This window comes from Falsiroseomonas sp. RANM36, assembly GCF_056682175.1.
Map to the genome: position 1 here is coordinate 1,556,595 of NZ_JBWXTD010000003.1, position 13,493 is coordinate 1,570,087.

The 13,493-nt window shown below is 71.4% G+C and carries 13 protein-coding genes; 8 read left to right on the forward strand and 5 right to left on the reverse strand.

The window, feature by feature from the left end; all coding sequences use genetic code 11:
- Both AC1MIR_RS12375 and AC1MIR_RS12380 read left to right on the forward strand, forming a co-directional pair.
- Positions 1-847: acyl-CoA dehydrogenase family protein (locus tag AC1MIR_RS12375; RefSeq protein WP_480028454.1), on the forward strand; the 847-nt coding region annotated here is incomplete at its 5' end.
- Positions 847-2,268, forward strand: a complete 1,422-nt coding sequence (locus tag AC1MIR_RS12380) for an AMP-binding protein (RefSeq protein ID WP_480028455.1) — start codon at positions 847-849, stop codon at positions 2,266-2,268. The genes AC1MIR_RS12375 and AC1MIR_RS12380, both read left to right, overlap by 1 nt.
- On the opposite strand, the gene AC1MIR_RS12385 is transcribed toward AC1MIR_RS12380, so the two are convergent.
- Positions 2,252-3,157 (reverse strand): aldose 1-epimerase family protein, encoded by a 906-nt coding sequence (locus AC1MIR_RS12385; protein WP_480028456.1) that lies wholly within the window; start codon positions 3,155-3,157, stop codon positions 2,252-2,254. The genes AC1MIR_RS12380 and AC1MIR_RS12385 overlap by 17 nt on opposite strands.
- A gap of 25 nt (positions 3,158-3,182) precedes the next feature.
- Here AC1MIR_RS12385 and AC1MIR_RS12390 point away from each other — a divergent pair, with 25 nt between their 5' ends.
- Positions 3,183-4,241, forward strand: coding sequence for an alpha/beta fold hydrolase (locus AC1MIR_RS12390; protein ID WP_480028457.1), 1,059 nt, complete (start codon positions 3,183-3,185; stop codon positions 4,239-4,241).
- On the opposite strand, the gene AC1MIR_RS12395 is transcribed toward AC1MIR_RS12390, so the two are convergent.
- Positions 4,225-5,403: an enolase C-terminal domain-like protein gene (locus AC1MIR_RS12395; protein WP_480028458.1), complete on the reverse strand. Its 1,179-nt coding sequence runs from the start codon at positions 5,401-5,403 to the stop codon at positions 4,225-4,227. The two genes, AC1MIR_RS12390 and AC1MIR_RS12395, sit on opposite strands and share 17 nt — an antisense overlap.
- 78 nt (positions 5,404-5,481) lie before the next feature.
- On the opposite strand from AC1MIR_RS12395, the gene AC1MIR_RS12400 reads away from it, so the two are divergent.
- Positions 5,482-6,258, forward strand: a complete 777-nt coding sequence (locus tag AC1MIR_RS12400) for an enoyl-CoA hydratase/isomerase family protein (protein ID WP_480028459.1) — start codon at positions 5,482-5,484, stop codon at positions 6,256-6,258.
- Here the strand turns inward: AC1MIR_RS12400 and AC1MIR_RS12405 are convergent.
- Genes AC1MIR_RS12405 through AC1MIR_RS12415 form a run of 3 tightly spaced genes read right to left on the reverse strand, consistent with a single transcriptional unit; the run spans position 6,255 to position 8,381 of the window.
- Complete coding sequence (locus tag AC1MIR_RS12405; RefSeq protein WP_480028460.1) at positions 6,255-7,229, reverse strand: NAD(P)-dependent oxidoreductase; 975 nt, start codon at positions 7,227-7,229, stop codon at positions 6,255-6,257. The genes AC1MIR_RS12400 and AC1MIR_RS12405 overlap by 4 nt on opposite strands.
- A gap of 10 nt (positions 7,230-7,239) precedes the next feature.
- Complete coding sequence (locus AC1MIR_RS12410) at positions 7,240-7,824, reverse strand: thiamine pyrophosphate-dependent enzyme (RefSeq protein ID WP_480028461.1); 585 nt, start codon at positions 7,822-7,824, stop codon at positions 7,240-7,242.
- Positions 7,825-7,829: 5 nt separating this feature from the next.
- On the reverse strand, positions 7,830-8,381 hold the full coding sequence (locus tag AC1MIR_RS12415; RefSeq protein ID WP_480028462.1) for a phosphonopyruvate decarboxylase: 552 nt from the start codon (positions 8,379-8,381) through the stop codon (positions 7,830-7,832).
- Positions 8,382-8,464: 83 nt separating this feature from the next.
- Here AC1MIR_RS12415 and AC1MIR_RS12420 point away from each other — a divergent pair, with 83 nt between their 5' ends.
- The 4 genes from AC1MIR_RS12420 to AC1MIR_RS12435 all read left to right on the forward strand — a co-directional run bounded on the left by AC1MIR_RS12420 (position 8,465) and on the right by AC1MIR_RS12435 (position 13,493).
- Positions 8,465-9,826 (forward strand): ethanolamine ammonia-lyase subunit EutB, encoded by a 1,362-nt coding sequence (locus AC1MIR_RS12420; protein WP_480028463.1) that lies wholly within the window; start codon positions 8,465-8,467, stop codon positions 9,824-9,826.
- Positions 9,823-10,602 carry an ethanolamine ammonia-lyase subunit EutC gene (eutC, locus tag AC1MIR_RS12425; protein WP_480028464.1) on the forward strand — a complete coding sequence of 260 codons (780 nt, stop codon included), beginning with the start codon at positions 9,823-9,825 and terminating at the stop codon, positions 10,600-10,602. Before AC1MIR_RS12420 ends, eutC begins: the two co-directional genes overlap by 4 nt.
- A gap of 155 nt (positions 10,603-10,757) precedes the next feature.
- The gene (gene mbhE / locus AC1MIR_RS12430; protein WP_480028465.1) at positions 10,758-13,073 is read left to right on the forward strand and encodes a hydrogen gas-evolving membrane-bound hydrogenase subunit E; all 2,316 of its coding nucleotides are present in this window, start codon (positions 10,758-10,760) and stop codon (positions 13,071-13,073) included.
- A 3-nt stretch (positions 13,074-13,076) separates the two neighbouring features.
- Entirely contained in the window at positions 13,077-13,493 is a 417-nt protein-coding gene (locus AC1MIR_RS12435) for an MnhB domain-containing protein (RefSeq protein WP_480028466.1), read from the forward strand.

Here is a 13,493-nt window from a genome sequence, read left to right on the forward strand (position 1 = left end):
CCCCCCGGGGGGGGGGGCCCTTACCTCGCCGCGGCGGTGGGGGGGGGGGGGGGGGCCGGCGGCCGGTGCCGCCGCCTTCGGCACCACCGCACGCCGCGTGGATGGCGGCTTCCTGGTCAACGGCAAGAAGATCTTTGCCAGCCTGGCGGGCCATGCCGACTACTACGGCATCCTCTGCACCGAGCAGCACGGCGACGAGAAACTCTCGCGCCGCGACACGCTGTATCTCGGCGTGCCGGCGACGGCGCCGGGCGTGACGGTGGAGGGCGAGTGGGATCCGCTCGGCATGCGCGGCACCGTCTCGCGCAACCTGCTGTTCCAAGACGTCTTCGTGCCGGAGGACGCGGCGCTGATGCCGCCCGGCCTCTATTTCCAGGCGGCCTCGCGCTGGCCGCACATGTTCCTGACGCTGTCGCCGACCTATATGGGCCTGGCGCAGGCGGCCTATGATTTCTGCGTGCGCTATCTGCGCGGGGAGCAGCCGGGCACGCCGCCGGTGAAGCGGCGCATGTATCCCACCAAGCAGATCGCGGTGGCGCAGATGCGCGTGATGCTGGAAGCCACCAAGGCGCTGTGGTTCCAGGCGATCACCGAAGCCGGTCCCGACCCGACGAAGGAGCAGATGCTGCGCGCGCTGGCCGCGCAGCACACGGTCATGGAGAACGCCAACGCCATCGCGACGCTCGCCATCCGCACATGCGGCGGCCAGTCCATGCTGAAGTCGCTGCCGCTGGAGCGCATCTACCGCGACAGCCGCTGCGGCGCGTTGATGCTGCCCTGGACCGCGGAGCTCTGCCTCGACCGGATCGGGCGGGAGGCGCTGTACGAGAAGGGCGAGACGGACTGATGCTCTGGCGCTGGCCCGAACGCCACGCGGACCACGCGCCGGATCGCGTCGCGCTGCGCTTCGAAGGCCAGGCCATCACCTGGCTCAGCTTCGCACGCATGGTGGAGGACGCGGCGGCCGCCCTGTCCGCGCGGGGCGTCGGGCATGGCGACCGCGTCGGCTTCCTAGGCCACAATCACCCGTCGCAGCTCGTGCTGCTGTTCGCCTGCGCGCGACTCGGCGCGATCCAGGTGCCGTTGAACTGGCGGCTTGCCGCGCCGGAATGGCAGTTCATCCTGGCTGATTCCGGCACGCGCCTGCTCTGCGCCACGCCGGAGATGCTGCGCGCCGCGCAGGCATCGGCGCCAGATGGCTGCGCGGTGGCGGATGCGACCGCGCTCGGCAGCCGTGAGCCGGCGATCCCTGTCGGCGACGAGGAGGACCCGCTGCTGCTCGTCTACACCTCCGGCACCACGGGCCGCCCGAAGGGCGCGCTGCTGGACCAGCGCGCGCTGCTGTTCAATGCGCTGAACGCGCTGCATGGATTCGACCTCACCTCCGCGGACCGCGTGCTGACCGTGCTGCCGCTGTTCCATGTCGGCGGCCTCAATATCCAGACTACGCCTGCGCTCTATGCGGGCGCGGAGGTGATCCTCCATCCGCGCTTCGATCCAGGCGCCTTCTTCGATGCGGTCGAGCAGCGGCGGCCGACGCTCTCGCTTGTGGTGCCCGCGGTGATGCAGGCGCTGGTGGCGCATGCGCGCTGGGCGTCCGCGGATCTCTCCTCGCTGCGCGCGGTCGGCGCCGGATCCTCCGATGTGCCGGTTCCGCTGATCGAGGCGTTTCACGCGAAGGGTGTGCCGGTGCAGCAGGTGTATGGCGCGACGGAAACCTGCCCCATCGCCATCCTGCAGACGCGCGCCGAGGCGCTCGCCGCGCCCGGCTCCATCGGCCGCCCCGCCATGCATGCCGAATGCCGCCTGGCGCCGAACGGTGAGATCGAGGTCCGCGGTCCCGCTTTGCTGCGCGGCTATTGGAAGCGCGACGACGCGCTGCGCGACGGCTGGTTCCCCACTGGCGACATCGGGCGCATCGACGAGCAAGGCGGCTGGTGGTTCACCGATCGCCTGAAGCATGTGATCATCTCCGGCGGCGAGAACATCTATCCCGCCGAGGTCGAGCGCGTGCTGGCCACGGCGCCCGGCGTGGCGGAATGCGCCGTGGTCGGCCGACCTGACCCGAAATGGGGCGAGGTGCCGGTCGCCGTCGTCGTGCCGGCGACAGAAGACTTCGACGCTGCGCGCGTGCTGGCGCATTTCGAAGGGCGCATCGCGCGCTTCAAGCATCCGCGCGCGGTCATCATCGTGGACGCGTTGCCGCGCACGGCGCTCGGCAAGGTGGCGGTTGCGGCGCTACGCGCGATGGTCAGCCGAGCAGGCTGATCCGGTGATGGAAGCTGCGGCTTTCGCCGGGCTCCAGCACCTGGATCGCGGGCTTGCGGCGGAAGTCGGTCGGCTGCCCGGCGAAGTCCGCATGCCCCGCCCAGGGCTCGATGCACAGGAACTCGGCGCCCGGCTTCATCCAGATGCCGAGCTGCGCAAAACCCTGCCACGCCACCTCCAGGCCCGGTGCGCCGGGTGCCGTGAAGCGCACATGCCGGCTGGCCGGCGCCAGCAGCACGAGCGCGCCGTCCGCGAACAGCGCATCCTCCAGCGGCAGCGTGCGGCCCTGCGCCGGAAAAGGCTGCGGCATGGGATCGAGAAGGCCGAGGCTGCCGGGGCGATGCACCGGCCCGCTCTCCTCCTGCTCGAATTCCAGCCGATGCGCCGCCTTCGGTCCGGCGCCCGGCAGCGGCCAGCAGAATGCCGGATGCGCGCCGACGCAGAAGGGCAGCAGCGCCTCGCCCGGATTGATCACGGTGTAGCCGATGGCGAGACTCGCCTCATGCGCCGCGTAGGAAACCTCCAGTTGGAAGGGAAAGGGATAGGCGGCGTGCGTGACCGGGTTGTCGCGCAGCAGGAAGCGGCAGGCGGCCGGGTCGCGCTCCACAAGCTCGAAAGGCAGATCGCGCGCGAAACCATGCTGGCCGATGTGATGGCGCTGCTCGCCCAGTCGCAGCACGTCGTCATGCAGCCGGCCGACGATCGGGAACAGGATTGGCGCGTGGCGCGGCCATGCCTCGCCGGCCTGCCAGAGGAATTCCTGGCCGGCGGCATCGCGCAGGCTGCACAGCTCCGCCCCCAGCGGCTTCACGCGGGCGATCAATGCGCCGGTGCCGATCTCGACGGTTCCGTCTTGACCTTCCCGCGCGGGCTGTATCTCTCGTCTCATGGCTCGCCTCGCAATCCCGTGGAGAGTGCCTAGCCTGCGCCCGGCCCTCCGCCAAGGCGCGACGCTGCTGCTGGCCCTGCTGCTGGCGGCCGGGTGCTCGCCGGTGGTGCTGCCGGCGGGCCCCGCCACCACCGCGCCCGGCCTGCGGGAAGACGCCATCATCGCCCCGGACGGCGCCGCCCTGCCGCTGCGCCGCTTCGCGCCGGAAGGCCCGCCGCGCGCGGTCTTGCTGGCGCTGCATGGCTTCAACGACCATTCCGGCAACTTCCTGACCGACAGCATCGCGGCGCTGACCGGCGCCGGCCTGCTGGTCTATGCCTATGACCAGCGCGGCTTCGGCCGGGCGCCGAACCGCGGCTACTGGGCGGGCGCCGAGACGCTGGCCGCGGATGCGGCGAATGCCGCGCGGCTGCTCCGCCGGCGCCATCCGGGCCTGCCGCTGTATCTGCTCGGCGAGAGCATGGGCGCCTCGGTTGCGATCCTCGCGGCCGCCGGCACGCCGCCGCCGCCGGTGGACGGCTATGTGCTGCTGACGCCGGCGATGTGGTCGCGGCTGGCGATGAACCCCTTCATGCGCGGCGGGTTGTGGCTGGTTTCGCGAACCATTCCGGCTGTGCCTTTCCAGGGCGGTGTCAGCGGCGTGGTGGCGAGCGACAATCCCGTGGCCCTTCGCCGCCTCGGCCGCGATCCGCTGGTGATCCGCAACACGCGGGTGGATTCCGCAGTGGGCCTCGTGGACCTGATGGACGAAGCGGTGGCCGCCTTGCCGCTGTGCTGCCGCACCGCAAGTGGGCAGCACGTGCCGACGCTGATGCTGATCGGCGCGCAGGACACGGTGGTGCCGAACTTCGCGAGCCGCGCGGCGCTGTCGCGCCTTCCGCCTGGCGCGCCGATCCGTCTCGGCGTCTATGCGGGCGGATACCACCTGCTGCTGGCCGGCCGCGAGCGCGCCACGGTGGTGGACGACCTGATCGCCTTCCTCGCCGCGCCCCAGGCGCCGCTGCCGTCGCGCGCCGACGACAACGTCGCGCCGTGGCTGGCCGGGCAGAGCCTGCCCGTGCCGGCCGTCAATCCAGGGTCCTGAGCACGGCGAAGAGCGCGTTCTTCGCCTCGAAGCCGATGCCCGGGATGTCCGGCATCTTCACGCGGCTGTCCCGCACCGGAACGTCGTCCGCGAAGCCGCCGAACGGCGCAAAAACCTCCGGATAGCTTTCGTTGCCGCCGAGGCCGAGGCCGACGGCGATGTTCAGCGCGAACTGGTGCCCGCCATGCGGTACGCAGCGCCGTGGCGACCAGCCATGCTCCACCAGCATCTGCAGCGTGCGCAGATACTCGACCAGGCCGTAGGACAGCGCTGGGTCGAATTGCAGGATGTCGCGATCCGGCCGCAGACCGCCATGCCGGATCAGGTTGCGCGCATCCAGCATGGAGAACAGGTTCTCGCCCGTCGCGATCGGCGGCCCATAGTGCTCGGCGAGCGTCGCATGGGTGCTGTAGTCCAGCGGGTCCAGCGGCTCCTCGTACCAGCGCAGGTTGAAGGGGCGCAGCGCCGCGGCGTAGGTGAGCGCGGCATGCAGGCCGAAGCGGCCATTCACGTCCACGCAGAGTTTCTGGCCGTCGCCGCCCAACAGCTTCAGCACGGCCTCGATGCGGGAAAGATCCTCGGCCAGCGCTTCCTTCAGGCCGGTGCCGGGCGCGCCGCCGATCTTCATCTTCACGGTGGAATAGCCCATGCCGAGGTAGCGCCTCATCTCCTCGACCAGCTGGTCCACGCCCTTGCCGGGATAGTAGTAGCCGCCGGCCGCATAGACCCACGCCGCCTCGTCGGCCTGGCCGCCATTGTGGCGATCCGCCAGCAGGCGCCAGAGCGGCACGCCCTCCAGCTTCGCCGCCGCGTCCCACAGCGCCATGTCCAGCACGCCGACGGCCACGCTGCGCTCCCCATGACCGCCCGGCTTCTCGTTCTTCATCATCGCGGCCCAGGCGCCGGCGGGGTCGAGCCTTCCCTGCGGGTCGGTGACCTGCGCTTCCGTCGCCTCGGTCAGGCGTGGCACGAAGCGTTCCGCCAGCAGGCCGGGCTGCGCGTAGCGGCCGTTGGAGTTGAAGCCGTAGCCGGTGGCGCGCCTGCCATCCCCCTCCACCGTCACGGCGACGATGGACGCCGTCATCTTCGAGAAGTCGATATAGGCGTTGGCGATGGCGCTGCTGATCGGGGCGACCCCCTGCTTCACGCTGACGATGCGCATGCGGTCCTGTCCTGGCTTTCCGCCCCCCTTGTCGCCCCGGCCCCGCCGGCCGCACAAGAGGTCGCCGAGGAGACACCGATGAGCGACATCCTGCACGAAACGCGCGGCCCCGTGGCCTGGACCACGCTGAACCGCCCCCAGGCGCGCAACGCCATGACCTTCGCCATGTACGAAGGCCTGTTCGAGCAGGCGAAGGCGGTGGCGGAGAACCCGGCCATCCGCGCCTGGGTCATCACCGGCGCCGGCGGCAAGGCCTTCGCGGCCGGCACCGACATCAGCCAGTTCAAGGAGTTCCGCACCGGCCAGGATGCGCTGGACTACGAGGCGCGGATCGACCGCGTGCTGTCGGCCATCGAGGATTGCCCGAAGCCGGTGATCGCGGCCATCGCCGGCGCCTGCACCGGCGGCGGGCTCGGTATCGCCGGCGTCTGCGACCTGCGCATCGCCGCGGCCAATGCGCGCTTCGGGCTGCCCATTGCGCGCACCCTCGGCAACTGTCTCTCGATGGCGAATTATTCCCGCTTCGCCGCGCTGATCGGACCGGCGCGCGTGAAGGAGCTGGTCTTCACGGCGCGCCTGGTCGAGGCGGACGAGGCGCTGAAGGCCGGCCTCGTCTCCGAGCTGCTGGAGACGCCGGAGGCGCTGGAAGCGCGCGCGATGGAACTCGCCAATCACATCGCGGGTTTGGCGCCGCGAACGCTGACGGCCACGAAGTTCGCGCTGAAGCGCCTGCGCCAGGCCGCCGGCGCGATCCATGGCGACGACCTCGTCACCCTGTGCTTCGGCAGCCAGGATTTTCGGGAAGGCGTGACGGCCTTCCTGGAGAAGCGCGCGCCGAACTGGACCGGGAACTAGGCGTTCCGGCCCAGCATCTCCTTGTTGACCACCACGTCGGGATCGAGCGTCCCGGTGAAGTAGCCCAGCACCGCCGCGGCGCTTTCCAGCGCCATGCGCCGCAGCCCTTCCTGCGTGCTGGCCGCGACATGCGGCGTCAGGATCAGGTTGGGCGCGGAGAGCAGCGCGATCGGCGTCTCCACCGGCTCCTCCTCGAACACGTCGAGGCCGGCGGCGGAGAGATGGCCCTCGGTCAGCGCCGCGGCGAGCGCAGCTTCCTCCACCAGCGTGCCGCGCGCGGTGTTCACCAGCACCGCGCCGCGCTTCATGCCGCGCAGGAAGCCCGCATCCACCATGCCGCGGGTTTCCGCGTTCGAAGGGCAGTGCAACGTGACGATGTCGGCCTCGGCTGCCGCCACGACGAGGTCCTCCACCGGCTCGTAGCCCGCGCCGCGGATCGTGCCCTTCGGCATGTAGGGATCGCGCACCAGCACGCGCATGCCGAAGGCCTGGCAGAGCCGCGCGACGCGCGTGCCGATGCGGCCGAAGCCGAAGACCAGAACGGTCTTCCCGGCGAGCTCGAAGCTCGGCAGGGCGGCCTGCCCGCCCCAGACGAAGCCGCGCACATTCGCATCATAGCCGCGCAGCTTGCGCATGCTGGCGAGCATGAGCATCAGCGCGTGCTCCGCCACGCTGACCGCATTCGCCTCCGGCGTGATCGTCAGCGGGATCTTTCGGCGCGTGAGCGCGGGCACGTCGATGATGTCGTAGCCGACGCCGTGACGCGCCAGGATTTGCAGGCGCGCACAGTGCGAAAGAAAATCCTCGTCCACGCGGATGGTGCGCAGGATCAGCGCGTCGGCGGCCGGCAGGCGTGCCGCCAGACCGGCAAGGCTGCGGTCCGTCAGCGTCTCCAGCGTGAAGCCGGGCGTGGCGCGGATCACTGCCTCCGCATCCGGGTGGATCGGGTGCGAGCAGATCACATGCGGCATGCGGCGGCCTTCAGAGCTGGTGATGCGCGGCAGGCCCGAGCACGGCCTCGCGGAAGCGCGCGGTGAGATAGGCGCCCTCGCGTGGCGGCAGCACCAGCGGGTGATTGCCTGGCGCGACCTTGACGTTGGCAAACAGTGGCGCTGTCGTCGCATGGATAGCCTGGCGCAGCGGCGCGAGCTCCTGCGCGCCATGCACAACGCGCGAATCCGCGATGCCGGCGCCGCGCGCGATGGCGGCCAGGTCCACGCCGTGGCGCGTCGCCGTCTCCTGCCCGCCGGTCTCGCTGTAATGCTCGTTGTCGAGCACCACGACCGAAAGATTGGCCGGCTTCTTCACCGCGATGGTGCAGAGTGCGCCGAGGCCCATCAGCATCTCGCCATCGCCGGTGATCACCAGCACGCGACGCTGCGGCTGCGCCAGCGCCAGCCCGAGGCCGAGCACCGCCGCCCCGCCCATGCCGCCCCACAACGGAAAATTCTGCGGGCAATCGCCCGCTTCCGTGATGTCCCAGGCCGAGGCGCCGAGCCCCGCCACCACCAGCAGGTCGCCGCGATCCTTGAGCAGCGCCCGCACCACGTCGCGTCGGTCGAGCATCGCCCTCAATCCTTGCCGAAGGTTTTTGCGCCGATCAGCCGCTGCCCGAGCAGCGCCGCGGTCGGGCGGTAGGTGTTGAAGGCCAGGCGGATCACCGCATCCACCACCGCCGGCACGTCCTGCGGCACGTCCGCGCGGCGCACCAGCGTGCCCATCGCTTCCAGCGTCGGCTGCACGGCGTTGCCCATCGGGATCTGCGCCGGGTTGAACTCCCCGAAGTCGCCGCGCATCGTCACGATCATCGGCAGCGGCGCGCGGTGCAGCACCGGCAGCGAGAGCATGTTGATGCAGTTGCCGACGCCGGAAGACTGCATCAGCAGCACGCCCTTCGCGCCCCCGAGCCAGGACCCGACCAGCATCGCCACCCCCTCCTCCTCGGTGGTGAGGGTCACGACGGTCATGGCCGGGTCGGCGAGGCAGCGGCGGATCAGCCTTGCATGGCCGGCATCCGGCACCAGCGCCACCTGCGTGATGCCGTGGGCCTTGAAAACATCGAAGATGCGGTCCGGCCAATCGGCCGCCGCATCGGGGCGCATTTCCAGCGCGTCGCGGTCCATCCCGGTCCTCCCGAAGCGGGCGCATCCTTGGGCGGTGCCGTGCGGGCTGGCAAGACGGGGCGGCCGGTGGCATCTGTGGCGGCATGGGCTTCGCGCACACGGTGGGCGGCACCCGCCACGTCTTCCCCGACCTCCGCTCCCTGCTGGCGCGGGCCACGCCCTTGCGCTCCGGCGACGTGCTGGCCGGCGTGGCTGCGGAGAGCGCGGCGGAGCGCGGCGCGGCGCAGCGCGCCCTGGCCGAGCTGCCGCTGCGTCATTTTCTTTCGGAGGCCGTCGTCCCCTACGAGGCCGACGAAGTCACGCGGCTGATCCAGGACGGCCATGACGCCGCCGCCTTCGCGCCGGTGGCGCACCTGACCGTCGGCGGCTTCCGCGACTGGCTGCTGGCCGAGGCGGACAGCGCCGCGCTGACGGCCCTCGCGCCGGGCCTGACGCCCGAAATGGTCGCGGCCGTCAGCAAGATCTGCCGGCTGCAGGACCTGGTCACCATCGCCGCGAAGTGCCGCGTGACCACCCGCTTCCGCAACACCATCGGCCTGCCCGGCACGCTCTCGATCCGGTTGCAGCCCAACGACCCGGTGGACGATCCGAAGGGCGTCGCCGCGCAGATCCTGGACGGGCTTCTGCTCGGCGCCGGCGATGCGGTGATCGGCGTGAACCCGGCGACCGACAACGTGGACAACATCTGTCGCCTGCTGGCGATGCTGGACGGCGTGCGCGCCCGCTTCGACATTCCCACGCAGACCTGCGTGCTGGCGCATGTCACCACCACGCTGCTCGCGATCGAGCGCGGCGCGCCGGTGGATCTGGTGTTCCAATCCATCGGCGGCACGCAGAAGACCAACGAGAGTTTTGGCGTCTCGCTGGCACTTCTGAGGGAGGCGCGGGAGGCCGCGCTGGCCTTGAAGCGCGGCACGCTCGGCGACGACCTGATGTATTTCGAGACCGGCCAGGGCAGCGCACTCTCCGCGGAGGCGCATCACGGCTGCGACCAGCAGACGATCGAGGCGCGGGCCTATGCGGTGGCCCGCGCCTTCTCGCCTCTGCTGGTGAACAGCGTGGTCGGCTTCATCGGCCCGGAATACCTGTTCGACGGCAAGCAGATCACCCGCGCGGGCCTCGAGGACCACTTTTGCGGCAAGCTGCTCGGCCTGCCGATGGGCGTCGATGTTTGCTACACCAACCACGCCGAGGCCGACCAGGACGACATGGACGCGCTGCTCACGCTGCTCGGCGTCGCCGGTGTGACATACGTCATGGGCGTGGCGGGCGCGGATGACGTGATGCTCGCCTACCAGTCCACCTCCTTCCATGACGGGCTTTATGCGCGCGCGGCGCTGGGAAAGCGCCCTGCGCCGGAATTCGCCGCCTGGCTGGAACGCATGGGCATCGCGGACCGCACGCCGGAGGCGCTGCCGGCGCCGATGACGGAGTTGCTGCGATGAGCACGCCCGTGCTGTGGCGCGACCTGCGCCGCTTCACCCCGGCGCGCGTCGCGCTCGGCCGCGCCGGGAATGCGCTGCCGACCGCGGCGCATCTCGATTTCCAGGAAGCGCATGCACGGGCGCGCGATGCCGTGTGGTCCGCCCTCGACGCGCCGGCGCTCGAAGGCGCGGTCGGCGCCTTGGGCGTTCCCGTGCGCCGCGTGGCGAGCGCGGCACCCGATCGCCGCAGCTACCTGCTGCGTCCCGATCTCGGGCGGCGCCTGGCGGATGGCGAGGCGGCGGGGCTGTCCGAAGCCGCGATGCCCGGCAGCGTCGCGATCGTGCTGGCCGACGGGCTCTGCGCCACCGGGGTGCAGGCGCATGCGCCGCCGCTGCTCGCCGCGCTGCTGCCGGGCCTTCGCGCGGCGGGCTGGCCGGTGGCGCCCGTGGTGATCGCGACCCAGGCGCGCGTGGCGCTTGGCGACGCAATCGGCGAGGCGCTGCAGGCCGCCGCGGTCGCCGTGCTGATCGGCGAGCGGCCAGGCCTCTCCGCCACGGACAGCCTCGGCTGCTACCTCACCTGGGCGCCGCGCCGCGGCCGCACCGATGCGGAGCGGAACTGCATCAGCAACATCCGCCCCGAGGGCCTGCCGCCCGAGGCCGCCGCGCGCAAGCTGCTGTGGCTGCTCGATGCCGCCCGCCGGCTCGGCCAGACCGGCGTGGCGCTGAAGGACGAGGAGCCGGCTGCCCTGCCGGTCGCGCCGCAGCCGCAGGATCGGATCGGCGGCACGCCCTAGCCTGTCGCTCCGGATGTTCGCGAACGCGAACATCGGGGCGTTCGCGCGTTCGCGCCGCTGAACGCGCTTGGATCGGTCCGGATTGCCAAACCGTTGATTTCACGTCGTCCGGCACGCCGCGCGGCCTGGCACGTCTCTTGAAACATGGTGTGGCGATGAGCATCGCCCCGTCCCTTGCGCTCGGCTTTCCGCTCGGCCTCGGCCTGGCAGGCGCCGTTGCGGCCACCACGATGAAGCGCGGCGTGGCGCAGGCCGGCGCCGCCGTCGCCGCGCTCGCCTTCCTGCTCTACCTGCTCGCCGCGCCGGGCGTGACGGAGGCCACCGACCTGCGGTTCGGCTTCTGGTCCGTGCCGTCCCTCGGCGTCGTGGGCGGGCTGCGGCTCGATGGCCTTTCGCTCGTCTTCGTGCTGCTCATCACCGGCATCGGCGCACTCGTGCTGCTCTATGCCAGCCGTTACCTGAAGGGCGACCCCCGCCTGCCGCGCCTGGTCACGCTGCTGCTGATCTTCATGGTCGCGATGCTCGGCGCCGTGACGGCGGACGATGTCGTGACGCTCTTCGTCTTCTGGGAGTTGACGAGCCTCGCCTCCTTCTTCCTCGTCGCCTACGATCACGAGAAGCCCGGCGCGCGGAAGGCCGCGCTGCAGGCGCTGATGGTCACCGGCGGCGGCGGCCTGGCGCTGCTCGCGGGCCTGATCCTGGTCGCGATCGCCGCCGGCACCACCAGCCTCTCCGGCATCATCGCGGCGCGCGAGGCGGTGCTGGCGCATCCCGCCGCCATCCCGGCGATGCTGCTGGTCATCCTCGGCTGCTTCACCAAGTCGGCGCAGTTCCCCTTCCAGTTCTGGCTGCCGAACGCCATGGCCGCGCCCACGCCGGTCAGCGCCTATCTGCATTCCGCCACCATGGTGAAGCTCGGCATCTACCTGATGGCGCGGCTCAATCCGGTCTATCAGCACGAGGCGCTGTGGCAGGAGCTGCTGACCACCGCCGGCCTGCTCACCACCGCCGTCGGCGCGATCTACGCGCTGCGCGAGAGCGACCTGAAGCGCGTGCTGGCCTGGACCACCGTCACCGCGCTCGGCTCGCTCACCATGCTGATCGGCCTGGCGCCGGCGCTCTCGGCGACCGCGGCGGTCACCTTCCTGTTGGTGCATGCGCTCTACAAGGCGGCGCTGTTCCTGGTCGCCGGCATCGTGGACCACGAGACCGGCACGCGCGATGCCGCTGCACTCGGCGGGCTGCGCCGCGCCATGCCGCTGACGGCACTGGCCGCCGTGCTCGCCGCGCTGTCCATGGCCGGCCTGCCGCCCTTCGTGGGCTTCGTCGCCAAGGAGATCATCTACGAGGCGAAGCTCGCCACCGGCGGCGCCGCGGGGCTCTTCGCCAGCATCGGCTTCCTGGTGAACGCCGCGATGGTGGCCATCGCCGGCCTGCTCTCCTGGAGGCTCTTCTTCGGCCCGCTGCGCCCGACGCCCCAGGCGCCGCATGATCCGCCGAAATCCATGCTGGCCGGCCCGATCCTGCTGGCCGGGCTCGGCCTGCTGGCCGGCGCAGCACCCTCCCTTGTCGGCGCCTGGCTGGTGGATGGCGCGGTCGCGGCGATGCTCGGCGCGCCGGCCGCGGTGCCACTCAAGCTCTGGCACGGCTTCACGCCCGTGCTGGCGCTCAGCGTGGCCACCATCGCGCTCGGCCTGCTGCTGCTGCTCGGCTGGGAGCGCCTGATGCCGCGCCTGCGCCGCGCCGCCGCCTTCGACCGCTTCGACACCGCGCGCCTCTATGACCGCGCCCTGGCCGGCCTGGTGGCGACGGCCGAGGGCACGACGCGTCTCGTCCAGCATGGCAGCCTGCGCGGCTACATGCAGGTGCTGCTGCTCGTCGCCGCCCTCGGTCCGCTGGCCGTGCTGGTGGCGCGTGGCGGCCTGGACCTGCCGGAGGCCGCGCCGCTCGATTTCCGCGCGCTCGCCTTCCTGCCGATCGCGCTCGGCGCCATCGCGGCCGCGGTCGCGCGCGGCACGCTGGCGGCGGTGATGGCGACCGGCCTGGTCGGTTTCGGCACGGCGCTGGTGTTCCTCACCTTCGGCGCGCCGGACGTGGCGCTGACGCAGTTCACCGTGGAGGTGTTGCTGATCGTCATCCTGGCGACGGTGCTGATCCGCCTGCCGCTGCGCGCGCGCGACATCCGCACCGCGCGCCAGCGCACCACCGATGCGGCGGTGGCGGGCGCGCTCGGCCTCTCGGTCGCACTCGTGCTGCTCGCGGTGCTCGCCGCGCCCTTCGATCCGCGCCTCGGCGCGTGGTTCGGCGCGGAGAGCGTGCCCGGCGGCCATGGCCGCAACGTGGTGAACGTGATCCTGGTGGATTTCCGCGCACTCGACACGCTGGGCGAGATCGCGGTGCTCGCCATCGCCGCCTTCTCGGTGATCGCGCTGCTGCGGGCCTCCGGCCGCGGCGCCCGGGTGGGGAGCTGAGAGATGGACGCCTCCCTGATCCTCCGCGTCTCCGCGCCGCTGCTGCTGTGGCTGCCGGCGGCGGTGTCGGTCTACCTGCTGATCCGCGGCCACAACGAACCTGGCGGCGGATTCGTCGGCGGCCTCGTCGCCTCCGCGGGCCTGGTGTTCTTCGTCATCTCCCGCGGGCGGGAGGCGGCGCTGCGCGTGATGCGCGTGCCGCCTGCCGGCTGGTGCGGCATCGGCCTGCTGCTTGCAGCGGGCAGCGGCCTGCTCGCCTGGATCGATCCCGCTGCGGGCTACCTGACGCATCGCTGGTGGTTCCCGGACGTCGGCTTCAAGCTGCCGCTCGGCACGGCGCTGCTCTTCGATGTCGGCGTCTATCTCACCGTGATCGGCACGATCACGGCGATGGTCTTCGCCCTGGTGGACGAGGACTGA